This is a genomic window from Streptomyces dangxiongensis (genome assembly GCF_003675325.1).
Classification (GTDB): domain Bacteria; phylum Actinomycetota; class Actinomycetes; order Streptomycetales; family Streptomycetaceae; genus Streptomyces; species Streptomyces dangxiongensis.
Genome location: NZ_CP033073.1, coordinates 6,701,074 through 6,725,114, shown reverse-complemented (window position 1 = coordinate 6,725,114; position 24,041 = coordinate 6,701,074). Strand labels below are relative to the sequence as shown.

Annotated in this window: 21 protein-coding genes and 2 pseudogenes; 7 read left to right on the top strand and 16 right to left on the bottom strand. The window is 69.3% G+C overall.

From position 1 onward, the window contains the following. Positions 1-157: 157 nt before the first annotated feature. A complete protein-coding gene (locus D9753_RS30455; RefSeq protein ID WP_121789915.1) occupies positions 158-2,173 on the bottom strand; it encodes a ricin-type beta-trefoil lectin domain protein in 2,016 nt (671 codons plus the stop codon). 422 nt (positions 2,174-2,595) lie between these two features. Next, positions 2,596-3,048: a DUF4442 domain-containing protein gene (locus D9753_RS30450; protein ID WP_205614302.1), complete on the bottom strand. Its 453-nt coding sequence runs from the start codon at positions 3,046-3,048 to the stop codon at positions 2,596-2,598. Between the two features lie 128 nt (positions 3,049-3,176). Between D9753_RS30450 and D9753_RS30445 the strand changes: the two genes are divergently transcribed. After that, positions 3,177-4,190 (top strand): hypothetical protein, encoded by a 1,014-nt coding sequence (locus D9753_RS30445; RefSeq protein ID WP_121789913.1) that lies wholly within the window; start codon positions 3,177-3,179, stop codon positions 4,188-4,190. 39 nt (positions 4,191-4,229) lie between these two features. Here D9753_RS30445 and D9753_RS30440 read toward each other — a convergent pair whose 3' ends face one another. The 4 genes and pseudogenes from D9753_RS30440 to D9753_RS30425 form a co-directional block, all read right to left on the bottom strand. Continuing rightward, positions 4,230-5,075, bottom strand: coding sequence for a spermidine synthase (locus tag D9753_RS30440; RefSeq protein WP_121789912.1), 846 nt, complete (start codon positions 5,073-5,075; stop codon positions 4,230-4,232). Positions 5,076-5,158: 83 nt separating this feature from the next. Continuing rightward, positions 5,159-6,067: pseudogene (locus D9753_RS30435) on the bottom strand (GTP-binding protein); the annotation flags it as partial. Between the two features lie 352 nt (positions 6,068-6,419). After that, positions 6,420-6,647 carry a hypothetical protein gene (locus tag D9753_RS30430; RefSeq protein WP_121789911.1) on the bottom strand — a complete coding sequence of 76 codons (228 nt, stop codon included), beginning with the start codon at positions 6,645-6,647 and terminating at the stop codon, positions 6,420-6,422. Continuing rightward, complete coding sequence (locus D9753_RS30425) at positions 6,631-7,047, bottom strand: hypothetical protein (protein ID WP_121789910.1); 417 nt, start codon at positions 7,045-7,047, stop codon at positions 6,631-6,633. The genes D9753_RS30430 and D9753_RS30425 overlap by 17 nt, the downstream gene beginning before the upstream one ends. 401 nt (positions 7,048-7,448) lie before the next feature. Here D9753_RS30425 and D9753_RS30420 point away from each other — a divergent pair, with 401 nt between their 5' ends. Further along, entirely contained in the window at positions 7,449-8,117 is a 669-nt protein-coding gene (locus tag D9753_RS30420; protein WP_240468321.1) for a hypothetical protein, read from the top strand. On the opposite strand, the gene D9753_RS36755 is transcribed toward D9753_RS30420, so the two are convergent. Beyond that, positions 8,114-8,272, bottom strand: coding sequence for a hypothetical protein (locus D9753_RS36755; RefSeq protein WP_163010834.1), 159 nt, complete (start codon positions 8,270-8,272; stop codon positions 8,114-8,116). The genes D9753_RS30420 and D9753_RS36755 overlap by 4 nt on opposite strands. Positions 8,273-8,388: 116 nt before the next feature. Next, positions 8,389-12,528 carry an aggregation-promoting factor C-terminal-like domain-containing protein gene (locus tag D9753_RS30415; RefSeq protein WP_121789908.1) on the bottom strand — a complete coding sequence of 1,380 codons (4,140 nt, stop codon included), beginning with the start codon at positions 12,526-12,528 and terminating at the stop codon, positions 8,389-8,391. 75 nt (positions 12,529-12,603) lie between these two features. Here D9753_RS30415 and D9753_RS39710 point away from each other — a divergent pair. Continuing rightward, positions 12,604-13,667, top strand: a protein-coding gene (locus D9753_RS39710) for an IS630 family transposase (RefSeq protein ID WP_449455846.1) whose coding sequence is annotated in 2 segments (ribosomal slippage) — positions 12,604-13,047 and positions 13,050-13,667 — 1,062 coding nt in all. Because the reading frame shifts where the segments join, the coding sequence is not laid out codon by codon here. 296 nt (positions 13,668-13,963) lie between these two features. Here the strand turns inward: D9753_RS39710 and D9753_RS30400 are convergent. The 4 genes and pseudogenes from D9753_RS30400 to D9753_RS30385 all read right to left on the bottom strand — a co-directional run. Next, positions 13,964-14,548: a hypothetical protein gene (locus D9753_RS30400; RefSeq protein ID WP_121789906.1), complete on the bottom strand. Its 585-nt coding sequence runs from the start codon at positions 14,546-14,548 to the stop codon at positions 13,964-13,966. A 659-nt stretch (positions 14,549-15,207) separates the two neighbouring features. Then, on the bottom strand, positions 15,208-15,624 hold the full coding sequence (locus D9753_RS30395) for a hypothetical protein (RefSeq protein ID WP_121789905.1): 417 nt from the start codon (positions 15,622-15,624) through the stop codon (positions 15,208-15,210). 265 nt (positions 15,625-15,889) lie between these two features. Then, positions 15,890-17,380, bottom strand: coding sequence for a recombinase family protein (locus tag D9753_RS30390; RefSeq protein WP_121789904.1), 1,491 nt, complete (start codon positions 17,378-17,380; stop codon positions 15,890-15,892). Between the two features lie 49 nt (positions 17,381-17,429). Continuing rightward, positions 17,430-17,696: pseudogene (locus D9753_RS30385) on the bottom strand (GTP-binding protein); the annotation flags it as partial. A 306-nt stretch (positions 17,697-18,002) separates the two neighbouring features. Here D9753_RS30385 and D9753_RS30380 point away from each other — a divergent pair. Both D9753_RS30380 and D9753_RS30375 read left to right on the top strand, forming a co-directional pair. Then, positions 18,003-18,824, top strand: a complete 822-nt coding sequence (locus tag D9753_RS30380; RefSeq protein WP_121789903.1) for a TVP38/TMEM64 family protein — start codon at positions 18,003-18,005, stop codon at positions 18,822-18,824. Between the two features lie 142 nt (positions 18,825-18,966). Continuing rightward, on the top strand, positions 18,967-19,347 hold the full coding sequence (locus tag D9753_RS30375; RefSeq protein ID WP_163010832.1) for a protein kilB: 381 nt from the start codon (positions 18,967-18,969) through the stop codon (positions 19,345-19,347). A gap of 68 nt (positions 19,348-19,415) precedes the next feature. Here the strand turns inward: D9753_RS30375 and D9753_RS30370 are convergent, their stop codons facing one another. Beyond that, positions 19,416-20,585, bottom strand: coding sequence for a thiolase family protein (locus D9753_RS30370; protein WP_121789902.1), 1,170 nt, complete (start codon positions 20,583-20,585; stop codon positions 19,416-19,418). Positions 20,586-20,691: 106 nt separating this feature from the next. Between D9753_RS30370 and D9753_RS30365 the strand changes: the two genes are divergently transcribed. Both D9753_RS30365 and D9753_RS30360 read left to right on the top strand, forming a co-directional pair. Continuing rightward, positions 20,692-21,162, top strand: a complete 471-nt coding sequence (locus D9753_RS30365; protein WP_121789901.1) for a winged helix-turn-helix transcriptional regulator — start codon at positions 20,692-20,694, stop codon at positions 21,160-21,162. Positions 21,163-21,264: 102 nt separating this feature from the next. After that, positions 21,265-22,140, top strand: a complete 876-nt coding sequence (locus D9753_RS30360; RefSeq protein ID WP_121789900.1) for an undecaprenyl-diphosphate phosphatase — start codon at positions 21,265-21,267, stop codon at positions 22,138-22,140. 229 nt (positions 22,141-22,369) lie between these two features. Here D9753_RS30360 and D9753_RS38790 read toward each other — a convergent pair whose 3' ends face one another. From D9753_RS38790 to D9753_RS30350, 3 genes are read right to left on the bottom strand one after another with little or no spacing between them, the layout of a single operon-like run. Further along, the gene (locus D9753_RS38790) at positions 22,370-22,492 is read right to left on the bottom strand and encodes a hypothetical protein (protein WP_276209449.1); all 123 of its coding nucleotides are present in this window, start codon (positions 22,490-22,492) and stop codon (positions 22,370-22,372) included. A 47-nt stretch (positions 22,493-22,539) separates the two neighbouring features. Further along, on the bottom strand, positions 22,540-23,532 hold the full coding sequence (locus D9753_RS30355; protein WP_121791366.1) for an ARMT1-like domain-containing protein: 993 nt from the start codon (positions 23,530-23,532) through the stop codon (positions 22,540-22,542). Positions 23,533-23,592: 60 nt separating this feature from the next. After that, positions 23,593-24,039 (bottom strand): hypothetical protein, encoded by a 447-nt coding sequence (locus tag D9753_RS30350; RefSeq protein ID WP_121789899.1) that lies wholly within the window; start codon positions 24,037-24,039, stop codon positions 23,593-23,595. Positions 24,040-24,041: the final 2 nt, after the last annotated feature.

Below are 24,041 nucleotides of genomic sequence, written 5' to 3'. Positions count from 1 at the left end.
GGATCCGGATGCCGCCCGGCACAGCAGAGCCCGATGCCGCTCCGCACAGCAGGGGCCGGGGCGGCCCGGCGCAGGGGCGTCCCGGAATGTGGCCGCGGCCGGGGCGGTGCTCACGGGGGCCCGGCGGGGACGACCCGCCGGGTGGCCCCGCCGCCGATCAGCCGACCAGCGCCCGTACGGCCTGTGATCCCGCGTCGGCGGTGCCGGTGAGCAGCGAGGTCGTCCGGGAGCCGGCCGGTGGGGTGGGCGTGCCCGCGAACGGTCCGGCGGCGGTCCCCGGTGTCCGCACCACGTCCCCGAGCACCACGTCCACCAGAACCGTGTCCGCCAGCACCGCATCCGCCGTGCGGCCCGCGCGGCCGGCACCGCCCCGGCGCGGGCCCTCCTCGGCGTGCACCTGGGCGATCCGCGGCTCGGTCCCCTGCCCGGCCACCGCTCCGCCGCGGTCCGGTTCCCCGCGTGGCGCGTCGCCGTCCCCACGTCGTCCGGAGTCCGGTCCGGCGCCGGCCGGCGACGACGCCTCCGATCCCGCCCGGGCGGTACCGTCGGACGGCCCCTGCCCGTCCGGCGCGCCGGGCACCCCGGACGCCTCGGACGCACCCTCGCCCTCCGCGTCCGCACCGGAGCGCGACCGGGGCATCTCGGCGGTCCCCGGTTCCAGCACCCACCGCTGCTCCGGTGAGCCGTCGCGTTCCGCCACCGCCACCCGCGTGGTGGAACGACCGGAACCCGGCGTGAGCGCCAGGCCCTTGCGCCGGCGGAGCAGGATCTCGCCGCGGACCGTGACGTCGTACGACACCTCGCCGGTGGGAGCGTGACAGCCGGCCAGCTCGACGCGCCGCGTTCCGGGGTCGGCGGTCAGGCAGAGGGAGGGGGCCGCGGCGCTGCGCAGGAGTCCGTCGTCCCGGTACGACCACTGTTGCGAGGCGGCCGAGGAGCACGGCGCGAGCCGGACGCCCGCGCCCGCGGCGACCCGGTTGCCGCGCACGTCCAGGCAGAGCCGGGAGCCGAGGCCGCGCAGGGCGCCCTGGGCGATCTCCGCGGATTCACCGGCGGACGCGGCGGAGGCGGTGGAGGGCGGTGCCGCGGAGCGGGTGCCGGTGCCGCCCGGCCGTGCGGCGTCGCCGCCTGGGGCGCCCCAGGTGGCGCCGGAGGCGGGGACACCGTTGTCATCGGACCAGCTCCTGGCCGCGAGGACGGTGGCGAGCAGTGCGAGGGACGTCAGTCCGACCCCGACGGCCACGGCCGTGCGGCGGTGGTTCTCCGGCCCGGTGCGGTGCCGGCCGCCGGTCACCGGCGGCGCGGGCCGCGCGGCCGGCGGGGGTGGCCATTCGCCGGGGGCGGCGCGGCCCGGACGGGAGTCGAGGTAGCGGCGGGCGCCCCAGCCGAGCACGGTCTCGGCGAGCAGGAGGTGCAGACCGCCGTCGAAGTGACCGAGCTGTTCGGCGGCGTACCGGCAGTGATCACAGGCCGTCAGATGCCGGCGGACGTCGGGCGGCAGGGTGCCGCCGCGGCGGATCGTGACGTCGAGGAGGCGGTTGTGGAGACGGCATTCGCTGGAGGGCGCGAGTTCCCGGTGGGCCCGTACGCAGGCGGCGCGGAATTGCTCGCGTGCCTGTTCCAGGGCGGCGATCGCGGTGGCCGGGTCGATCCCCAGCAGACCTGCCGGTATGTTTATGGGTTCGGCTTCGACCTCGGTGTGCCAGAGAAGGCATTGCGAGGCGCCGGGAAGAGCCTGGAATGCGCGTGCGGCGAGCTGCCGGCTTTCCGGCGTTTCGGGGTTCGTCGCGCGAAGGCCCCGGCCGCCGGTGGGTTTGCGCAATTCCGGCAGGGCGATACGCGCCGCCTCGTCGGCGGCCCAGGAGCGGACGGTGTCCCGTACGGCGACGAGCAACTGCGGCCGGAGGGCGCCGCCGAGCACGCCTCCCGCCATGCGGCCGAGCACCTGATGGAAAGCAGCGGTGGCCACCAGTTGGGCGGCGTATCCGGCGGAGGCCAGGCAGATCACGGCATGGTCGCGGGTGGGCCGCCAGTGCCGGGCCAGCAGCAGGGCGACGGCGTGATGGCGGGCGTCACCGGGGCCGGTCAGCCGGGCGACGAGAGCACGGTCGGACTCGCCGGACGGAGCGGGTGGGGGCGGGAACGGCGGGCGTGGGGGGTGAGGGGACGGCACGGAACCATTTCCTTTCCAGCCGCAGGAACGCAGGCGCAGCGCATCCTGTCGGAAAGCAGTACCTGATAGGTACGTACCTGATAGGTACGTACCTGAGAGCCGGCCCTGACATCGGCGTCTGCCTTTGCCCTCCCGCGGGGAGGCTCACCTTCGCACACGCGGCACACGGGAAACAAGAAGTGCGAATACCCCCGACGCCGACGTCGTTTTATTGCACAGTGGTTACCACCGGTATCCCCAGGACGGGTCTTGTGGCAACGGCCAACTCGGCTGACATAAAAAGCGTATGGCGCACGAAATTTCCAACTTCCGGCATCTGCCTCGCGGTCGGCCGGCACCCCGGAGCCGGCCGCCGGACCCCACCCCTCCCCGGCGCCGCCGTCGGTGCGCCGGGGAGGGGGTCGCGGTCGCGGATCGTCCCGTCAGCCGTTGGGCCGCAGCGTCCAGACGACGGTCATCTCGCCGGTCACGGCGCCGTCCGCGCGGCGGATCTCGATCGCCACCGGGAACTCGGGGCGCTGTCCGGCGTCCAGCTCGGCGACGACGTCGGCGGCCGGGCGGCCCAGCGTCGCCGTCGCGGTGACGGCGCCCATCGCCAGCTTCCGGTAGGCGATCTCGGCGCGCACGGCGAGCGGCACGGCGCGCGAGAGCTGGTCCCCGAAGGCGGCCAGGACGATGGCGCCGCTGGCCGACTCCCCGAGGGTGAACATCGCGCCGGCGTGCGGTCCGCCCACGTGATTGTGGTACGCGCCCTGGTCCGGCAGGGACACCACGGCCTTGTCGGCGGTGGTCTCCTGGAACTCCAGGTTCAGCGTCCGGGCCATGGGCACGGTGGCGGCGAGCATCTCGCCGATCGACATCTGGTCTGCGCTCATGCCGTCATGTTACTCACGAGTAGCAGAGGCTGGCCAGAGATGGTGTCCGCCGTCACCGCGCTTTCGCCACGATCCTGACGAACACCGGTGACCGAACCGTGTCCCGTTCCGCACTAGGGTTACTGGCCATGTGGCCAGATCAGCAGCCGCCAGGGGGCGCGCAGAACCCGCAGCACAACCCGTACCAGCAGCCGGGTTACCAGCAGCCGAACCCGTACCAGCAGCCCGGGTACCAGCAGCACCCGCAGGCCGGCCCGTACGAGCAGCAGCCGCCGTGGGGACAGTTGCCCGCGGCGCCCTCGCCGCAACCGCCGCAGGGCGGGGGCCGCAGTACGAAGCTGGTCGCGATCGTCGCGGCCACGGCCGTGGTGGTCACCGCCGCCGTGACCGGCTACCTCGTACTGGGCGGCGGCTCGAAGGACGACGAGGCGGACAACGGCAAGGGCGGACACAGCACGGCCTCGTCACCGCCGGCCGTCCCCTTGGACCCACCGGCCTCGTCCGCGACCGACAACCCGCGGACGAGCGGGACCGAGAAGCCGACCGTCGCGGGCTGGAAGCTCGTGGTGAATCCGAAGTACGGCACCGCGTTCGACGTGCCGGCGGGCTGGGAGGTGGAGCGGCCCGGCAGCTTCTCCTTCTTCGAGGACCAGCAGAAGGGCGACGGCTCCCCGTACATCGGCTTCTCCGGTTCCACGTACCTGAAGCCGGACCACTGCACCTCCGAGAAGGGCGGCACCAAGGAGTCGCACGCGCTCGTGGCCAGCGGCACGAAGGGCGAGAACGGCGCGAAGGACACCGCCGGGATAGCCCGCGGCGACTCGGCCGCGTTCGTGTTCGGCGGCTACACCGACCAGTCGGACGCCGCCAAGAAGTACCTGCGGATCGGCAAGGCCAGGAAGTACACGACGGCGTCGGGCGTCAAGGGCAGTGTGGCGACGTCGTACGTCGTCGGCGTGCCGAAGAAGGACAAGTGCGACACCGACGGGAAGGCCACGACGTTCGCCTTCAAGAATTCCAAGGGCAGCTTCGTGGGGTGGACCCTCTACGGCGCCAAGGGCGTCAAGGACGAGATCCCCGACGCCACCGTCGACAAGATCCTCGCCACCGTACGGCTGCACGGCGACCCGATCGTGGAGTGACCGCGAGCGCCGGCCCGGCCCCCGGCCGCCCCCGCCGCGTCAGCCGATACCGAAGGCGCCGGCGGGGGGCTCGGGTGACGGTACGGCGCCGGCGTCCTCGACCGGCCGGGCCGAACCGATGAACTCCCTCACCGAAGCGCCGTGTTCGACCCGCGCCGGAAAGGCGTCCGCCGCGCTGCGCCGGGCCATCGTGGCGATGTCCAGCGGCCGGTGCGAGGCCACGACCACCGCGTTGCCGAACCGCCGGCCACGCAGCACCGCCGGCTCGGCGATCAGCGCGAGTTCCTCGAACACGGCCGCCAGGTTGGCGAGTTGGGCCCGCAGGAAGCCGAACGGCGCCGCGTCGGCGAGGTTGGCCAGATAGACCCCGCCGGGACGCAGCACCCGCTCGGCCGCACGGGCGTAGGCGAGCGTGGACGTCTGGGCGGGAATCCGGGACCCGCCGAACACGTCGGCGACCAGTACGTCGGCATGGTCGTCCGGAGCCCCCTCCAGCCAGGCCCGGGCGTCGTCGGCGTGGGTCACGACACCCGAGCCCCGCGGCAGCGGCAGGTGCTCGGCGACCAGCTCCAGCAGCCCCCGGTCCGCCTCGACGACGTCCTGCCGCGAGCCGGGCCGGGTCGCCGCCACGTACCGGGGCAGCGTGAGGGCGCCCCCGCCGAGGTGCACCACGTCCAGCGGCACACCCTCAGCGGCGACGGCGTCCAGCGCGAACCCCAGCCGGCGGGCGTACTCGAACTCCAGATACGCCGGGTCGTCCAGATCGACGTACGACTGCGGCGCCCCGTCGACCGTGAGCAGCCAGGCCCGCTCCCTGTCGACGTCGGGCATCAGCTTGGCGGTGCCGTGATCGGTGGTGCGGGACACGGGTATCTGGTCGGTCACCCGTTCATTGTGACGTGCCCCGGAGCACCGCGGGACCGTACCGGTACGGCCCCGCGGCCGTCAGCGGCACCGGACGGCACCGTTCATCCCACGGCGATGACGGTCCCCGCGCCCACGGTCCGTCCGCCCTCGCGGACGGCGAACCCGAGCCCCGGCTCCAACGGCACCTCCCGTCCCAGCTCCACGCCCATCTCCACCGTCTCCCCGGGCCGGGCGACACCCGCCCCGCCCAGGTCGACGCGCCCCACCACGTCCGCCGTACGGATGTAGAACTGCGGCCGGTAGCCGGTGGTGACCGGGGTCGTACGGCCCCCTGCGCTCCCCTGCAGCACGTACACCCGCGCCGAGAACCGCCGCGCCGGCACCACGCTTCCCGGCGCCGTCACCACGTACCCCCGGCGGACGGCGTCCCGGGGAACGCCCCGCAGCAGCAACGCGACGCTGTCCCCGGCCTGCGCGCCGGTCATCGGCCTGCCGAAGGTCTCCAGCCCGGTCACGACCGTCCGGACGTCCGCGCCGAGCACGTCGACGCGGTCACCGACCCGCACCACGCCCCGTTCGACGGCACCGGTCACGACGGTCCCCCGCCCGGTGATGGTCAGCACGTTCTCGACGGGCAGCAGGAACGGCGCGTCCAGATACCGTTCCGGCGTCGGCACATAGGTGTCCACCGCGTCGAGCAGTGCCTCGACGGACGCCGTCCAGCGCGGGTCACCCTCCAGCGCGCGCAGTCCGGAGACGCGGACGACGGGGACGGCGTCGCCCGGGTACCCCTGGGCGGTCAGCAGGTCGCGGACCTCCAGCTCGACCAGGTCGGTCAGCTCCGCGTCCCCCGCGTCGGCCTTGTTGAGCGCGACGACGATGTGGTCGACGCCCACTTGCCGGGCGAGCAGCACGTGTTCGGTGGTCTGCGGCATGATCCCGTCGAGCGCCGAGACGACGAGGATCGCCCCGTCGAGCTGCGCGGCGCCGGTGACCATGTTCTTGACGTACGTGGTTTGCGCACCCTGTCATGACTTTATCGTCGCAGGTAGGAGCACGCAAGAAAGCCCCGCTCACCTTCGACGGGGGGCGTCGGTGAGCGGGGCCGTCCGCCACCCCGGACGTCTGGCGAGACGTCCGGCCGAGGGTGGCAGTCTCGTCCCCCAAGAAAGGGCTGTAACAGGGGGACGAGGGTTCAGAGCCTCACCCATGGGCCGGCAGGCGGGCAAACCCATGGGTGAGGCTTAGGACGCTGACGGGGGCTGGGGAGGGGCCGACCTCACATCGAGCCTCAACCCAACCACCCCCGTCGCGCCCTCCGCGGGCCGGACGCACGGGCGCCCAGCACGCGGGTCTAGGGGGCTAGAACACAGGCACGTAGCCAGGTCCCCAGTACTTGATGCCGCGCAACTTCTCCCCGACGAAGATCGGCGCGGAGTGCACGACGTCGTGCGGGTTGCAGGAGTGCGGCTCCGAATCGCAGGTGACTTCGACGCCGGCGAATGTCTCCGTAAATCCCTGTCGACGAAGCACCGTCGGATCGCTGGGGTACGTCCAGGTGGCGCCGCAGATCTCACGTAGCGCGCTCATGACGCACCTCCGCCCCGGACGTTGCGCGCCAGTAGTGCACCTCAGCCGCCCTGCCGTCGCGCAGGACCCTGCCGGCGTGGTCCAAGCCGTCGCTGTGCGCCTCCAGCTCGCAGCGCACGACGCCGCTCTCCAGCGCGTCCATGGCGCGGCACTGCGGTCCTACGAACGGCTCCGGTACCGGGGGACCAGGGCGCAGGCTGAACCGCTGGATCGTGACGATGCGGAACCGGTTGTTTGCCGGCGCGCGCTCCAAGAGCTGCCGGGCCACGGCCACGGGGTCGTCGTCCTCTTCGAGGGCTATCTGACGCAGGTGACCGGCGATCTCCAGGTAGGCGAGATACGGGAGTTCGTCGAGTTCTTCCTCCGACGAGATCTCCGGGTACGGCCGGCGTTCCGTCATGACCGGTTCTCCTGCTCCCGGTGCCTGGCCATCTCGACACGGAGATCAGTTGCCCTCGACGGGTCGTACCCCGAACCGTGAGGATCATCGGCTCGCTTGATCTTCTGCATGAAGGTGTCGCATACCTTGCAACCCGGCTTGGGCCGGGGAGGCTGGTACGTGACCAGATCCAACATCCGTAACGCCATCCCTCGTCACCTCTATGCGTTGGCGTGATGACGACACAGATGGTCATCCGTCACACGAGACGTTTGAACCACCAACTCACGGACACCCGGGCCGCCTGCGCGCTATCGTCCTAAGTGGCCCAAACGTCCTCGGGGGATGCCTTGAACACGGACCTACAGCGCGCTATGGACGAGGCGCAGATTTCGCGCAGTCGCCTCGCCCGTACAGTCGGAGTGACCAGTAAGACGGTCGAACGATGGGTGGCGGATCCGAACCGTGCGCCGCATCCGCGCACGCGGGAGGACGTCGCGAGGGCGTTGGGAGTGAGTGCAGCCGTGCTGTGGCCTAAGTCGATCCGTAGCACCCTGAAGACGGGGCCAGACCGGGAGATCATCGCAGCCTACCCGTACCGCAACGCATGCTCTACGTCGGTGTGGGCTCGTCTGATCGACGGTGCGTCAACGTCCATCACCTTTGCGGGGTACACGAACTACTTCGTTTGGCAGGAGCATCCGCGACTAGCGGATCGGCTAGCGGCCAAGGCCGCATCCGGCTGCGTCGTTCGATTCCTCGTGGGTGACCCTGATTCGGAGATCACACGGCGTCGGGAAGAGATCGAAGGCGTCCCGCTCACCGTCAGCACGCGTATCCGAATCACACTCGACGCTCTGAGCAAGATCGAGGGCAGGGGTGTGGAGGCCCGTTACTCTGACGGACACATTGCTCTGTCTGTGTTCACCTTCGATGACGAAATGCTCGTGACGCCTCACCTCTCCAGTTTGCTGGGGCACGAGTCACCAATGCTCCATCTGCGCCGGCTGGGAGAGAACGGCCTCTACGACCGGTTTGCCAGCCACGTAGCGGCACTGTGGGAGGAAGGGCGTCCCGTCTCGTCGGCCTAGAGCCACCCGGCGCTACGCATGCGCGTCCGCCAGGCCAGGCCGTGCGACGGCCGGCAGTAGCGGCGCACACGTCCGACGCCAGGAACCTGCGGGATTTCAGTGCCGCAGTGCAGGCACTGGACGGCCTGGCCCTTGGCGCCCTTGGTGTAGTCCATCGTGCTCCTCCTGAGGTAATGGGAACGCCCCGCGGCCCATGTCGGGATCCGCGGGGCGGGGGATGTTGGTGTGCGGGCCGCCCTCGTCCCTGTCGGAGAGGGCGGCCGGGTGTGTGTCAGATGACGATGCGCCCGTTGTTCAGGCTGGTAGCAACCTCGCCGTCGTAGAACTCAATGCGCTTGTCGACCATGCCGCTCAGTTCCTGGCCGTCAAGGACCGTGGTCGACTCCACGTTGATGGTCACGGGTCGGCCGGCTCCGCGGGCAGCCCTGATGTCATCCCACTGCGTCGACGTGAACACAGGTTCTGGGCTGCCAGTTCCGTTGGCGACGAGGGAGAGACCGGGCGGGAGGTACCCGCCGTCGTCGTACCAGTGGGGATGACGGTTCAGCCATCTCCCGTAGGCCGCGGACGGAGATCCGTAGTCGGCCCGATTCTTGATGTAACCCATGCCCCACTGGATCTGTGTCGCTGGGTTCGTCCGCCAGTCCGGACCGGCCGACGCCATCTTTGAGCCGGGCAGAGCCTGCGGAATACCGAAGGCACCGGAGCTGGGGTTCTCAGCGTTCCACCTCCATCCGGACTCGCCCGTCCAGAGACGGTCCAGCGACGGCCATTCGCCGGGGCCCCAGCCGAAGTAGTGCAACTGGGACTTGGCGAAGTTCTTCGCTGCCGCGATGGACTGGGAGACCTTGCCCCCGGTGCGGATGCTTTCCAGGTACGGCATGGGATCGACGGCTCGTCCTCCCACCCGCGCCTCCAGGTGGAGGTGAGGGCCGGTGACGTTGCCGGTCGCGCCCGACAGGCCGACGACGTCGCCCTGGCCCACCACCTGACCCAGACCCGCGAGGATCTCGGACATGTGGGCGTACAGGGAGACGAGCTTCCCACCGTGGTCAATCTCCAGGTGGTTGCCGTACGGGCCGGCAGTACCGACGCCAACGATCGTGCCACCGTCGACCGCGTGGACCTGAGTTCCAACGGGTGCCGGGAAGTCTAGGCCCGTGTGGTGGCCGGAGGACCACATGCGACCGGGGACGCCGAACCTGGTCCCGTAGGGGACGTTGATGGGCTTGACCCACTGGCCGACTCCGCCTCCGCCGCTGAACATGTTCGTGACAGCGTTGACCAGCATGTCTTTCAGCCCGCCGACCATCCGCTTCGGGATGCCGGTGATGACCTTGCCCATGGGGCCGTCGCCGACGCCGTCCTTGACGTGATCCATCGTCGGCCTGATGAGTCGGTCCCAGACCTTGCCCGGGTGGATCATCAGGTCGCCGGTCGTCTTCGCCCAGTCGCCGACGGTGCTGAACACGTCCTTCGTCCAGTCCCACGCTCCGCCGATAACGCCACCGGATTCAAGGAGCTGAGTCCCTGCGGAGGCGTGAAGCGCCTTCGCGCGGCCCCGGTATTTCGGATCCGTCGGGATGACGTATTCGGGGTAACGCGGGTCTCCCTCGCCGACGATTGCCGTCGGACGATTCGTCTTCATCGGACGAGCAATGCCCCATCCTTCGCCGATCGTTCCGCCGGCTTCGAGGAGCTTAGGGTTCTCAGGCAGAAGCTTCGGGGCTTTCGGGAGTTTGTCCAGTCCGACGAATCCAGCGACCTTGTCCCACACCGCCTTGATTCCATGGGTGTACACGAAGTCAATGACGAAATTGACAGGCTTCGCCACAATGCCGGCGACCTTATCCCACGCCGACTTGATCGCCTTCCGCGCACCATCGAAGGCGTCCGCCACGAGGCCGACTGCGGACTTGATGCCGTCGAATGCCGGCTTCAGGCCTTTGTAGTACAGCCAATCTCCGGCGTTCGCCACATCGCTTACCACCGGCTCCACGTAGTCGTTGTAGAGTCCGTGGAATGCGCCACCGACTGAACTCAGCCCGCCGCGGATGGACTTGAACGTCGGAGCCAGTGCCTTGTTCCAGAGCCAATCGGCCTTGTCAGAGATCCAATCTGCGGAAGGCTTTACGGCGTGATTGTAGAGCCAAAGGAACGCGTCACCGACGCCCACGACTTCGCCCTTTATGGCCGACAGGGCGGGGTACAGTGCCTTGTTCCAGAGCCACAGTGCCAGCCCCGCTATAGCGTTCCACGTCGGCTCAGCGCAGTCCGTCCAGAGCCAGCCGAACAGCAATCCAAGTGCGTGAACTGCGACGATGATCGGAGCGACGACGAGAGTGACGATGATCGCTGCGGCGTACTTCGCCACCGTCACCATGCCGGTCCAGGCAGGGGCAAAAACGTTTCTCCAGAGCCATACAGCCGCGCCCCCGACGCTCTGGATTGCGCCCCAGATCAGGGCGAAGACAGGCTGTAGAGCGCTCCGCCAGGCCCACTCCGCGGCCGTCGCAATGCCATGCCAGGTGGCGTCTACGACGTCGCGGAACCACCCGAAATGCTTGTACGCGTAGATTACCGCTGCTGCGAGGGCAACGAGTCCTACGATTACCAGGACAATCGGGTTCGCTGCCATGACGAGGTTGAATGCTGCTACGGCAATCGTCCACAGTCGGGTAGCAACCCATACGCCGTAGATGAGCCGAATCAGCCACGGCAGGGTGTCAGCCACAGAAGCTATTCCGACCGCGACTCCGCTGATAACTTTCAGCAGGGGGCCGGATATCGGCGAGAGGGCCGATCCTATTGACAGCACAGCGCTGGCTATGTCGCTCACGGTTTGGGCGACAATTGGGCCATGCTTCCCGGCGTAGGACAAGAACTTCTCGAAGGCGGGACTGCCCTTGAGCTTCGTCCCCCAATCGGCGAACCGTTCGGTGTCCTTCTGCATTCGGCTCGATATACCATCCATGTGCGGCAGGAAGGCGTCGACAATGCCCGCCATGCCCTTTAGGACGTTACCGAATGCGACACCCAGACCGACAATCGCCGGCTTCGCGTTGTCCTGGATATCCTTTTTGAAGCCTTGCCAGAAAGGCGTCTTCAGTTGCTTCGACGCCCGGTCCATCAATTCTTTGACGGCAGACGCGGAATTCCTTACCAGTGGCGTGAACGCGGGCAGTGAGTTCTTCGCCGAGTTCACGCCTCGCGTGAATAGCGGCAGGACGTCCGGCTGAAGCGACGTCGACCAGTCCTTGAACGCCTTCGTCAGCCCCTTCGGGCCGGCGAGGGAATCGTAGAGATCCCGTTGTTCAGGCGTCAGCTTCGCCAGTGCCTCGCGGTACGTGTCCGCCTTCGTGGTGGCGGTCGTCGTGGTGTCGATGCTCGACAGGCGAGCCGACTCGACGCCGCGCTCCGCGGACTCGATGGACTCCGCAGCCGTTACCTGAGTGGTAGCAGCGTTCTTGACGGCGTCGGTTAGGGAGCGCTGTGCGTCAGCCACCTGCTGCGCGGCCTGAACCTCCGCCTTCGCGGCGTCACTGTGAGCCTGCGCCAGAGCCTCGACCTGGTCACGGACGTTGCGCTGAGCGTCGGCGACATCCTGAGTGGCCTTTTTGACCTGCTCGTTACCGTTGACGCCCTCCTTCTTCGCCTTCCGGGCCTCCTCCTGCGTCTGACGGTAAGACTTGTCCTGCTCCTTCTGAGCCTGGAGGGCCTGGTCGTAGGCAAGCTGCGCACGCTCGCGCTGGAGATCGGTGGCTTTCGGGTCGGCCAGGACGCGGTTCAATTCGTCCTGCGCCTCCGCGACCCTGAGGACGGAGTCACGCTGGTTGAGCTTGCCGTCCGCGAGCTTGTCGTCGAGGGCGGCGAGTTGGTCGGCAGCGTCCTTCCGAGCCCGGGTGAGGGCCTCTTCAGCGTCAGTCGACTGACGCTTGGCGTCGGCGAGGGAGCGCTCTGCCCGCTCGACGTTCTGCGCGGACTGCACCCGCTGATCAGCGGCACGCTGCGCGGCTTGCGCGACGGCACGCTCAGCGTCCTCCACCTGTCGGTTGGCCTGAGCGATGGACTGCGCGGCGTTGCGATGGGCGGCCGTGAGTGCCTGTTGTGCACCGGCCATCTGAAGGGCGTTCTGTGCGGCGCGGACGTTGGCGGCAGCGCTGTTGTCCGTCGAGGAAGCGGCTTCCTTCTCCGCTGCTGTCTTCGCCTGAATGACGCTCGTGACGCCCTTGATGGCCGGAATGGCCACGAGGGCCAGGGCCCCGACTCCTGCGCCGGCAGTTACGGCCGCCGATGCGATAGCGCCGATGCCGGCGGCTGCGATCGGGACGAGCGGCAGGGCTGCGACGGCACCGATTGCGCCACCGAGCGACCTCAGCGCGGACAGCGCGCCGGCCGTATCCGCCTTCACTCGGATGGTTACTGACCTTCAAAGCGTGGTGTCGTCAGGGCTGACGTCTCATGATCCCTGCGGTATGCCGACTGCATGAGGTATGCACAAGGGGGCGGACTGACCGACGAACGGCGGTTCTTCCGCGAGAAGTTGAGGATGGAGGCGGCCGAGCGGTTCCGGCAGGGCGACGAGAACCCGATCATCGCTCACGACCTGCGGGTCAGCGTCCGGTCGGTACAGCGGTGGCGCAGGGCCTGGTCGCAGGACGGTCCGAGAGCCCTGACCTCGAGGGGCCCGGCATCGCTGCCGCTGCTCAGCGACGAACTGTTCGCCGTGCTGGAGAGGGAACTGGCCAAAGGGCCGGTGGCACACGGCTGGCCGGACCAGACCTGGACCCTGTCGCGGATTAGGACGCTGATCGGGCGCCGCTTCCACAAGAGCTACACGTGGCAGGGGGTGGCCGCCCTGCTCAAGCGGCACGGCTGGAGCTGCCAGGTCCCCGCCCGGCGGGCGATCGAGCGGGACGAGACCGCGGTGGCCGGCTGGGTGAAGGAGACCTGGCCGAGCGTGGAAGGACCGTGGCGGCGCTCGACGCCTGGCTCGTCTTCGAGGACGAAGCCGGCTTCTCGATGACGCCGCCGACCACCCGCACCTGGTCCCGCCGCGGCCACACCCCCGTGATCCGCGTGCGGGGCCGCTCCCGCCGCCGCTTATCGGTGGCCGCCCTGGCCTGCTACAAAACCGGCGAACCCTCACGACTGATCTACCGGCCCTGCCCGGACGCCCGGCCCGACGGGCGCAAAAGCTTCTCCTGGAAGGACTACCGCGACCTGATCCAGACCGCCCACCAACAGCTCGGCGGCCCCATCGTGCTGGTCTGGGACAACCTCAACACCCACCTCACCGCCGGCATGCGCCGCTACATCGCCGACCGCGACTGGCTCACCGTCTTCCAACTGCCGCCCTACTCACCCGACCTCAACCCGGTCGAAGGCATCTGGTCTGTCCTGCGACGCACCACCACAGCCAACCGCGCCTTCGCCGACCCCGACGACCTGATCACCGCCGTCCGACGCGGCCTCCGCCAGCTCCAGTACCGCCCCGACGTCCTGGACGGCTGCCTCACCGGCACCGGCCTCCGGCGCCAGCCACCATGACGACATCACGCATTGAAGGTCAGTAGGTCGATTTCTGAGCAGAAAAATGGCTCCCCGCCCGGGAGTAGCGAACGCGGAACATCAACGGCCCACAGAGGGGGAGCCGGTGCTCTACGCGCCCCTTGCGGAGCCGGGCGGGGAGCCTTCAAGCGTGCCGCCGGAGGAGAGGGCAACGGCACGCGGTTCGGGAGGCTTCAACGGCCATTGCGGTGCCGGAGTCTCCACGAAGGGCAGTAGGAGAGGGGCGACTCGTCGCGGATACGCCCCTCTCCATAGTTAATACAAAGGCGCACACATCACGCGCCGTCGGAGCCCCTCAGTCGTCGCATACGGTCCCGCAGTCGGGCCCGTGCCCATTCCGCAGAGCACACGTCGCCACAGAGGGTCCGCCAACGTCGACGCTGCGAGGCAGGGCGACGCTGCTCGAAGGGCTTCGAGCACTGAGCGCAAGAGCCCCGCCAGGTCTTCTCTGGACCCTCCACCGTCACGACGCCCCCCGCGGATTCGTACGTGAGCGTGAGCACTGCCTCCGCCTGGCGGGCCGCATAGGCGGCTGCTATCTCCGGGTCTACGCGGACCGTCACTGCGGACGTGACCGGCGGCACTATGTCTACCGTGCGGCCCGACGGCCGGCGTCGGATCGGGCGCTCCTCGTCGACCTCCCCGGCGTCATGCCAGGTATGCCACAGGCGCTCGTTGAACTCCTCGTCCGTCTCGACGTCGAGCGGATCACTGCCCGAAAATCCAAGCCAGTGCGTCCGCGTCGGCGAGACGTACGCCCCGCATTCCTCCAGCTCCATCCCGAGATAGCGAAGCTCCTCCAGCTCCCCCGTGTATCGAGTGCGCCGGCGTGCCGAAGTCCCGTACTCGTCCTCGTACATGGCTTTCCCCTCCGTCGTAGGCGGCGCCACACGCGAGGTGTGCGCCTTACTACACACGTAATGGGGGAAATGGAGCCGGATGTTTGGTCCGGGATCGAAGATCTTCCAAGACGCCAACACCCTGTGTAACAATGGCTGGGACGGCCCCGTATGGCTTTAAGACGCGAACGGGGCCCGGTTGGCACTCTACCGCCTGCCGCACCTGTAGGCGCTTAGAAGGTCGCACAGGGGCCCTCTCGGGCATCCTCCGCCTCGTCAGCCTCCGTCGGGGCCGGCTCGGCGTCCTCCGGGGCGGACTGGTGTCCAAAGTGTCAAACTGAACGGTGTTCTCAAGAGCCCCTAAGACGTGTTAAGGGGAACCTGGAACATACCTCTAATTTGACCAATCTGACCTAAGAAGAAGTAGTAATGGCCAGTTGACCTGCTACTTTGCGGCGAACGAGCAGGATCACGGTTTGACCCAAGTCTGGCCAACTTTGACACCGGACGAGGGTGGAGGCCGGTCGATGTAAGGAGCACACACCCTCTTGGTGCTTACCTTCCCGGAATGGCACTCTCCGGTTGCTGGTCGATCTTCCCCCTCCGACGCACGAAAGCCCGTCGCCGGCTAGAGCCAGAGACGGGCTTTCGTTACGAGGAGTGACTGACTGTCGGAGGCGTCAGACGGCGACGGGGAGGACGCCGACGAGACCCCCGCAGGCGTGCGCCTCGACGCAGGAGGGGCAGACCGACGTCGTCCAACGTCCGTCGAGCCACACCGGGGCCGCCTCCGGGTCGACGTCGCCGCAGTGTCCGCAGCGGATGGTGATCGGGTGCTCGTAGACGTCGCTCGCCAGCATGACGCACATGTCCTCGCACAGCGCCTCGCACCCCAGTGCGGCCGACTCGAAGGACGTCTCCCAGCCGTCGGCCAGGACGACGCCTTCGTACTGTGTCAGGTCATGGTCACGGCCGACGGCGACGACGGCGGGGAGGCGAAGGCGGTCAGCCACGTCACAGGCGAAGGCACGGACGTCGGCGTAGCTGTCGGGGGTGGTGGTATTTCCGACGACGAGGGTTGGACGGTGTGCGAGCATTGTGCTTCTCCTCTTGGAGAGGTGGGAGGCTCGTCGTCCGCCAAAGACATTTGGGCGAGCCTCCCACGCCAGTTGCGTCGGGGGGTGGTTAACCACCTCGATAGTGGCACAGGGTCGACAGGTGGTCCGTGCGCGCATGGATGGATTACTTCCTGCACCGAACAGACGAACTCCCAGAGCGTCCGCCGGCCGGACCGTGGAGCGCGCCGCCCACGGAATGACGAAGGCCCCCGTCGGTACACGACGGGGGCTCCTTTGTGTGCGGCTACTCTTCCGCGGGTGTGGCCCACTCGATGATGCATCGGGCGTCACCGTCGAACGGGGCGCCCCGTCGCGCCGCCTGCGTCACGGTGATCTTCTCGATAGCGACGCGGAGGAGGTCACGGCGCATAGGCAAGTCGGCCGCCTCCCACGCCTCTTCGAGGAGTTCGGCGTCATCGAACATCGTCAGGTCGACGTTCCCGCCAGTTAGCCCGTTAGCGCGTGCCTGTGCTTCCTTCAGTGTCTCCTCTGCCTCCGCGACGAGGCGGGGGAAGTACTTGCCCATGGCGCCGTCATACAGCCCCTTCGCACGGTCGTTGGCGAGTCGCTCGACGGCCGCCTCCGCAGCCTTGACGGCGCCTAGCGCTTCCTGCGCTTCCTCTGTCTCCTCTGGAGCTACGAGAGCCGCCCACCGCTCCGCAACAGCGATCATCAGCGGGTCGCCTGCGTCTACGTCGGCAGCGCTGACGGCCCCGACCCACGCCCGGTAGACGTACTCCTCGACGCGAGCGCGCATGGCCGACGCAGGCGCCGGGCACGGCTTGCCCATGGCGTGACCGTTGCAGACGTAGGAGCGCCCGCTCGTCGGCATCTTCGCCCCACAGCCAGCGCACCGGAGTAGGTCCGTCAGGAGATGCGTCGCCTTGCCGACGCGCGGTCCTAGTGCTCCGCGCTGGTGGCCGGCGTGCACTCGCCTTGCCTTCGCGACGAGATCCGCAGGGACCGGGTCGACACCGTCAGCAAACACACGGACCCGCTCTCCAGCCTCGTTGCGATACGCCACGGGCCACGTGTGCTTGCGGGACAGCGCAACGACTTGCCATCCCTCGTACACAGGGTTGTAGACAATGCGCCGGACCGTCGACGCGTTCCAGGGTCCGCCCTTCGGGGAGGCTTTGCGGTCACTCGTCAGCCGCCGGGCGACGACGCGGGGCGCGTACCCGTCGGCAACGTCCGTGATGACGCGGAGGACTGTGTCCCAGTGCGCGCCATGGTGCAGCTTCCCTTTCTTGTCCTTGCTCAGCCCAAATGGGGCGGCTCCCAACCACTCACCCCGCCGTCGCTGTCCCTGCTTCGTGTCGCGCACACGGTGCGACAGGAGATCTGACACGGTCTTGGCGCGTTCGGCGTCGTTGATGATGCGCTCTCGGTCACGTGGGACTGCGCTGTCGAGCCGCTCGTAGTCGAAGATGATCCGGGCGCCCGCGTCGAGTAGCTGAATGACAGAGCCGGCCCCCTGGCGGTCGAACCGGTCCACCGCGTAACACCACAGTGCGGGCACTTCTTTACGCCTGAGCGCTCCCAGTGCCTTCGTGAAATCGGGACGCTTGACGTCCGTCCATGCGCTGAGGTTGTCCTTCCACACCTTGCGTACTCGGTAATTATGCTGGTCTGCCCACGCTCGCCCGCGTTCCTCCTGTGTCGTGAAGGTCAGAGCCTCCACGCCTTCCCGTGTGATCTTGCTTCGACGTAGATACAAGTCGATCTCGTCCACGGTCCCGCCCCTCTGCTACCGAGCTACCAATATGACAGGGTGCGCAAACCACGTAGTCGGCGTGCCCGGGCATGTCGACATGGGCGTAGTGCCGGGTGTCGGTCTCGTACTCGACGTGCGTGAGGTTGATGGCGATGCCGCGGGCGGCCTCCTCGGGCGCGCGGTCGATGCGGTCGAACGGCACGAAGGTGCCGGTGCCGCGCTCGGCGAGGACCTTGGTGATGGCGGCGGTCAGGGTGGTCTTGCCGTGGTCGACGTGACCCATGGTGCCGATGTTCAGGTGCGGTTTGGTGCGCACGTAGGCCGTTCTGGACATGGCTGTACCTCGGAGCCTCTCAGCCGGGATGACAACGCGGGGACCCCTGGGACCCGCCGACCCTCCCCCTGCGGGGTCCGCCGGACTGTCCGGAGAGGGTCAGCTTCGGGCGCCGCCGGGAGCGGCCACGAGGAGCGCGACGGCAGCCTTCGGTGCGTCCGCGACGGCGGATGCTGCGAGGAGGAAGGCGAACCGGGACATGCCGTCCATCATCACCGACGGTTTGTCCGGCGTCGAACCCTTTTCCACGGTGGGCGAGTTCGGACCATACAGCGATCACACACGCCCGTCGGTTAGTGTCACCAGATGCTCGATGCCAACCGCTCTGGCACCGCCGCGGCCTCTCCCCGGGCCGCCGGCACGGAGCTCGCCGTCCCCCTGACCGCCCCCACGGCCGCGGCCGTCACCGCGGGTGCCCCCATGGCCACGCCCGTCCCACCGCTGCCCCGTTCGAGATTCGCCGCCCGCTGCGCCCGTGTGCTGCGGTCCCCCCACGCCCGGCTCTCGCTGCTGTTCGCCCTGCTCGCGGGCGGCGTGGTGGCCGTGGTGCTGTTCGAGCCGCAGCGGCTGCTGACGCACGGCTGGCCGCCGCAGCTCGGCGGGGTCGCGGCAGCCGTCGTCTTCTCGGCGGCGTACGGGCTGTGCACCGTGGCGTTCGTCCCGCGCCCCCTGCTGAACCTGGCCGCGGGCGCGCTGTTCGGCTCGCAGCTCGGGCTGTCGACGGCGCTCGCCGGCACCGTGCTGGGTGCCGGGGTGGCGTTCGGGCTGGGCCGGCTGCTCGGGCAGGACGCACTGCGCCCGCTGCTGCGGGGCCGCTGGCTGAAGGCGGCCGACGGGCAACTGAGCCGGCACGGGTTCCGGTCCATGCTGATCGCCCGGCTGTTCCCGGGGGTGCCGTTCTGGGCCGCGAACTACTGCGCGGCCGTCTCCCGCATGCGCTGGCTGCCCTTCCTGCTGGCGACGGCCCTGGGCTCGGTCCCGAACACGGCCGCCTACGCCGTCGCCGGCGCCCGCGCCTCGACGCCCACGTCCCCCGCCTTCCTGATCGCGATGGGCTGCATCGCCCTACCGGCGCTGGCCGGGTCGGTGGTGGCCTGGCGCAAGCGCCACCAGCTCCGCGGCCGGTGAGCCGTACCGGCGGCCGGGGAGTCGGCTCAGCCGATCGCCGCGGCCGGCCGGGGAGGACGACCCAGCCGAGGAGGATGTCCCGATGTGACCCAGCATCATCGCCGTCGTCGGCACGCTGCTCGGTGGCGCGCTCACCGGGCTGATGCAGTCCAGGCACGAGCGGGCCGCCCGCGCCGACCGCAGGGCGGATGCGCTGCGGTCGGCGCTGGGCGAGCTGGTGGCCGCGCTGGGCGACCACCGGCGGGCCATGTGGCACCGTGAGGACCTGCGGCTGAGCGGCGCGAGCGCGGAGACCGTCGCGGCGGCCCGGGCCGCGTCCCACGCCACCCGGTCCGCCGTCACCGCTCCCCTCGTCTCGGTCTCGGTGCTGGAACCGTCCCTGGCCGAACCCGCCCGCAGGGCCGCGCTGGCGGCGTTCGGCATCCGCGACGTGACCGACCACACCCTGCTGGCCGCCCGCCGTGAGGCCGCCATCGCGGCGACCGACGACCTGGTCGCCGCCGCGGGTCGTGCCCTGGCCTGACGGCCGGACGGCGCTGCGGGCGGCACCGGCGCTGCGGGAGGCGCCGACGTTGCGGGGGGATTCCCGGCTCAGACTCCTTCCAGGATCATCGCGTTGGCGAGACCGCCCGCCTCGCACATGGTCTGGAGGCCGTACCGGGCGCCGCGTCGGCGCATCGCGTGCACCAGGGTGGTGGTCAGCCGGGTGCCGCTGGCGCCGAGCGGGTGGCCGAGGGCGATCGCGCCGCCGTGCACGTTGACCCTGTCGAGGCCGGCACCGGTCTCCTGCTGCCAGGCCAGCACTACGGCGGCGAACGCCTCGTTGACCTCGAACAGGTCGATGTCGGCCATGCTCAGGCCGGCCCTGCGCAGCACCTTCTCCGTCGCCGGGACGACACCGGTGAGCATCAGCAGTGGGTCGGAGCCGGTCACGGCGAAGCTGTGCAGGCGGGCGAGCGGGCGCAGGCCGAGCCGGGCGGCGGTGTCACCGGAGGTGATCAGGACGGCGGAGGCGCCGTCGTTGACGGGGCTGGCGTTGCCCGCGGTGACGTTCCACTCGATCTGCGGGAAGCGCTCGGCGAAGCCGGGGTCGTGATAGGCGGGCCTGAGGCCGGCGAGGATCTCCGGGGTGCTGTCCGGGCGGACGCACTCGTCGCGGGCCACGCCGTCCAGCGGCGCGATCTCGTCGTCGAACAGTCCGTCCCGCCACGCGGCGGCGGCCTTGCGGTGGGAGGAGACGGCGAACTCGTCCATCCGCGCCCGCGTGAGGGAGTGCTTGGCGGCGATGAGTTCGGCGCTGATGCCCTGCGGGACGAGGCCCTCCGGGTAGCGCTCGGCGACACCGGGCCCGAACGGGTCCGCGCCGGCGGGCACGTTGGACCACATCGGCACCCGGCTCATCGACTCCACACCGCAGGCGACGACGAGGTCGTACGCGCCCGAGATGACGCCCTGCGCGGCGAAGTGCACGGCCTGCTGGGACGAGCCGCACTGGCGGTCCACCGTGGTCGCCGGCACGGACTCGGGGAAGCCGGCGGCGAGAACGGCGTACCGGGTGGTGTTCATGGCCTGTTCGCCGACCTGGTCGACGGTGCCGCCGATCACGTCGTCGATCAGCGCGGGGTCGACGCCGGAGCGCTCGACCAGGGTGCGCAGGGTGTGGGCGAGGAGCTGTACGGGGTGGACGTGGGCGAGGGAGCCGTTCGGCTTGCCCTTGCCGATGGGGGTGCGTACGGCTTCGACGATGACGGCGTCGCGCATGGGGCCGGCCTCCTGCGGTGATCGGACGGGCTACCGGTGAGTAGGAAATCCGGACTCACCCTAACTCGGTAAGTTGGAAATTCCAACCCTCCTCTAGACTGGCCTCATGGCCGCCACGAAGGACCCGCGCCCCTGCTCCATCGCCGACGCCCTCGCACTGGTCGGCGAGAAGTACTCGCTGCTCGTCCTGCGGGAGGTGTGCCTGGGCAACGGCCGTTTCGACCAGCTCGTGCGCAACATCGGCGCCCCACGCGACATCCTGGCCACCCGGCTGCGCCGGCTCGTGGAGGCCGGCATCCTCACCAAGCGCCTCTACAGCGAACGCCCCCAGCGCTTCGAGTACCGGCCCACACAGGCGGGACTGGAGCTGGAGCCGGTCCTGATGACCCTCAAGGAGTGGGGGGACCGCCACCTCCGCAAGGGCGCCGACCTGCCGATGGCCGTCGAGCACGTCTGCGGCAGCGAACTGGTGCCGGTGGTCACCTGCCAGGCGTGCGGCGACCCCGTGCGCCACGAGGACCTGACGGCCCATCCGCAGGCCCCGGGCTGGACCGTGGCCGGGCCGACGGCCGCCTGAGGGCGCCGTCCGGCCCCTGTTTCCGCACTGCCATCCGGGCCCGCTACGCTTCGGTCGTCACATGATCACCTTTTCTCCCCAGCGCTTGGACGCCGTACCCCCATGTCTTGGTTCGAATCCCTCGTCCTCGGACTCGTCCAGGGACTGACCGAGTTCCTGCCCGTCTCCTCCAGCGCGCATCTGCGGCTGACCGCGGCGTTCTCGGGCTGGGAGGATCCCGGGGCGGCCTTCACGGCGATCACGCAGATCGGCACGGAGGCGGCGGTACTGATCTACTTCCGCAAGGACATCGGCCGGATCATCGCGGCCTGGTTCCGGTCACTGTCCGACCGCGCCATGCGCCGCGACCACGACGCGCAGATGGGCTGGCTGGTGATCGTGGGCTCCATACCCATCGGCGTGCTGGGCGTGACCCTGAAGGACCAGATCGAGGGGCCGTTCCGCGATCTGCGGATCACCGCCACCATGCTCGTCGTCGTCGGCGTGGTCATCGGCGTCGCCGACCGGCTGGCGGCCCGTGACGAGACGGGCGGCCGGCACCGCGCCCCCAAGCAGCGCAAGACACTGGACGACCTGGGCGTCAAGGACGGCCTCGTCTTCGGCCTCTGCCAGGCCTGCGCCCTGATCCCCGGCGTGTCCCGTTCCGGCGCGACCATCAGCGGCGGCCTGTTCATGGGCTACCGGCGCGAGGCCGCGGCCCGCTACTCCTTCCTGCTCGCCGTCCCGGCCGTCCTCGCCTCCGGCGCGTTCGAGGTGAAGGACTCGCTCGGCGAGGGTGAGGTGGCCTGGGGACCGACCCTGTTCGCCACGGTGATCGCGTTCGCTTCGGGATACGCGGTGATCGCGTGGTTCATGAAGTGGATCTCCAACAAGAGCTTCATGCCCTTCGTGATCTACCGGATCCTCCTGGGCATCCTGCTGTTCGTGCTGGTGGGAGCCGGTGTGCTCAGCCCGCACGCGGGCGAATCCGGCGGCTGAACCAGGGCCGCACAGGTAGCGCTATCTAGCATTTCCTAGCGCCTGATTGCAGCACCCCGCCATGATCATCTCCCACTTGTCTCCCACTCATCTCCCACCGGGGAGGCGGGATACGCCCCACTAGGGCGTGTGCGTCCGCAAAGTAGGGGATGACGCGGAAGGGCCCGCACTGCCGTGCGGGCCCTTCCGTACAGAGGGTGGAGCGGGTCAGCTGGGGTTCATGTCCGGCCTAGGCCGCGACCCTCGCCACGAGGAAACGCAGCCGCGTATCCACCGTGTCCCAGGCATCGCCGGTGAGGTCGTCCAGTGCGGCGGCGGCAGTGAGGATGAGCAGGCCGAGGCGCGCCTCCACGTCCTCCCACGGGAACCAGCCGCACCGCCCGAAGCCCTCACCCAGATCTACGGTCGCACTTGGATCAGCGCGTGGGTACCGCTCGTACGCCAGGCGGCCCCATCCAGTTCGAGAGCATCCACGGTCTCCTGCTCCAGGCCGACGATGACATCGGACTTCAATGTCCGGAGCACCGCGACGGCCCCGGGGAAGTACTGGGTGCGATCGGCGAAGGGTGTCGTGGGGTGCCACAGCTGGTCGCCCACCAGACGGCGGTAGTTGAGGTCGCCCTTCAGGATGGTGAGCGTGGCGCTCTCGAACTCGACGCGAAGGTCCTCGGGCATCTCCTCGTACGGCAGCGGAGCACAGAAGAACGGGTGGGTACGGACCTCCAGGGTTCCGACCGCCATGGCCTTCCAGAGGCGGCCGCCGATGCGGCTGGCTTCGCCGGGCGCCTGGGTGAGCACAGAGGTCACGGCGTCAGTCGTTCCCGGCTCCCCCGCCGAGAGGCTGAAGCCGAGGTCCGCGCGGTTGCCCCAAAGCGACGCGTGAAGCAGCGCCGTTGCCCGCTCGTGGGGCGGAGCGTCGGCGAGCGCGTCCAGGGCCCGCAGCTCCTCCTCCACCGCCTCGCCTCGCAGTTCGGCCTGCTTGAACGGCGCGAACGGATCCACTCCCTGCCACGGCCCGGCGCCGAAGTACCCGACCACGCCGAGGAGCCTGCGGTAGAAGTAGCTCTCCGCCCACAGGAACGGGGCGTCGTACCACGAGCGCCCGAAGTACTCCCGCCTCCAGTCCGCCCAGCGCTCGTTGTCGCGCTCCAAGGGGCCAAGCGGCTCGATCACACCGTTGGTGATCTCGTCCAGCAGGGCGTCGAGGGCCTCGCGCTGTCGGCGGCCGTACGGGAAGGCGTCTCGTACCTGCTGGATGAGGGCAGGGTGGCGCTTGGCCAGCACGCCCCAGGCGAACGAGCCAGGCTCGTTGCTCAGGATGGCTGGAGCACCCATAGGGCCGACGTCGCGACTGGCCTCTTCGTCCGAGGCGCGGGAGGTCTTCTCTGTCATGGTGTCCAAGCCCTTCGCATGTCGCTCACGTGGCGGTGATCCCCAGGGATGTGCTCGCTGTCAGTCCAGCCCGCCGGTGACTTCGAGATGAGCGAGGAAGGTGGCCACGAGGCGGGGGCGGGGTACTTGGGGGACGAGAGCGTCGGGCAGGCCGGCTTCCAGGCCCCACTCCGTGTTGAAGGTGATGCTGCTGCCGTCCGGGACGATGCTGCCCCACAGCCACTTGACGAACTCCGCCGCGGCAAGCGCCGTGCAGTCCTCGATGGCAATGCCTGCCGGGGACAGCTTGGCCATGCCCTCCAGCTCCTCCTCGCCGACCGTGATGCCGAAGTGCATGACGGACCCGCGAACGGGACCCTCCTCCCCCTCATCGATACGGACGAACGTATCCGTCTCCCGCTCACGCAGGTTGGCCTCGATCCCCTGGTAGGTCAGGCCCCATGTGGAACCCTCGGCGGGGCCGAAGACGTACATGGCGCGGAGTTCGGCCAGTTCGGACGCGTCCACGC

Excerpts from the sequence above, each read along its gene's own strand:
- D9753_RS30425 (WP_121789910.1), bottom strand. The coding sequence starts at position 7,047 with ATGACGGAACGCCGGCCGTACCCGGAGATCTCGTCGGAGGAAGAACTC.
- D9753_RS30430 (WP_121789911.1), bottom strand. The coding sequence starts at position 6,647 with ATGAGCGCGCTACGTGAGATCTGCGGCGCCACCTGGACGTACCCCAGC.
- D9753_RS30355 (WP_121791366.1), bottom strand. The coding sequence starts at position 23,532 with ATGACAGAGAAGACCTCCCGCGCCTCGGACGAAGAGGCCAGTCGCGAC.
- D9753_RS30375 (WP_163010832.1), top strand. The coding sequence starts at position 18,967 with ATGCAGTCCAGGCACGAGCGGGCCGCCCGCGCCGACCGCAGGGCGGAT.
- D9753_RS30395 (WP_121789905.1), bottom strand. The coding sequence starts at position 15,624 with ATGCTCGCACACCGTCCAACCCTCGTCGTCGGAAATACCACCACCCCC.
- D9753_RS30380 (WP_121789903.1), top strand. The coding sequence starts at position 18,003 with ATGCTCGATGCCAACCGCTCTGGCACCGCCGCGGCCTCTCCCCGGGCC.
- D9753_RS30360 (WP_121789900.1), top strand. The coding sequence starts at position 21,265 with ATGTCTTGGTTCGAATCCCTCGTCCTCGGACTCGTCCAGGGACTGACC.
- D9753_RS30365 (WP_121789901.1), top strand. The coding sequence starts at position 20,692 with ATGGCCGCCACGAAGGACCCGCGCCCCTGCTCCATCGCCGACGCCCTC.
- D9753_RS36755 (WP_163010834.1), bottom strand. The coding sequence starts at position 8,272 with ATGGACTACACCAAGGGCGCCAAGGGCCAGGCCGTCCAGTGCCTGCAC.
- D9753_RS30370 (WP_121789902.1), bottom strand. The coding sequence starts at position 20,585 with ATGCGCGACGCCGTCATCGTCGAAGCCGTACGCACCCCCATCGGCAAG.
- D9753_RS30400 (WP_121789906.1), bottom strand. The coding sequence starts at position 14,548 with ATGTACGAGGACGAGTACGGGACTTCGGCACGCCGGCGCACTCGATAC.
- D9753_RS30445 (WP_121789913.1), top strand. The coding sequence starts at position 3,177 with ATGTGGCCAGATCAGCAGCCGCCAGGGGGCGCGCAGAACCCGCAGCAC.
- D9753_RS30450 (WP_205614302.1), bottom strand. The coding sequence starts at position 3,048 with ATGAGCGCAGACCAGATGTCGATCGGCGAGATGCTCGCCGCCACCGTG.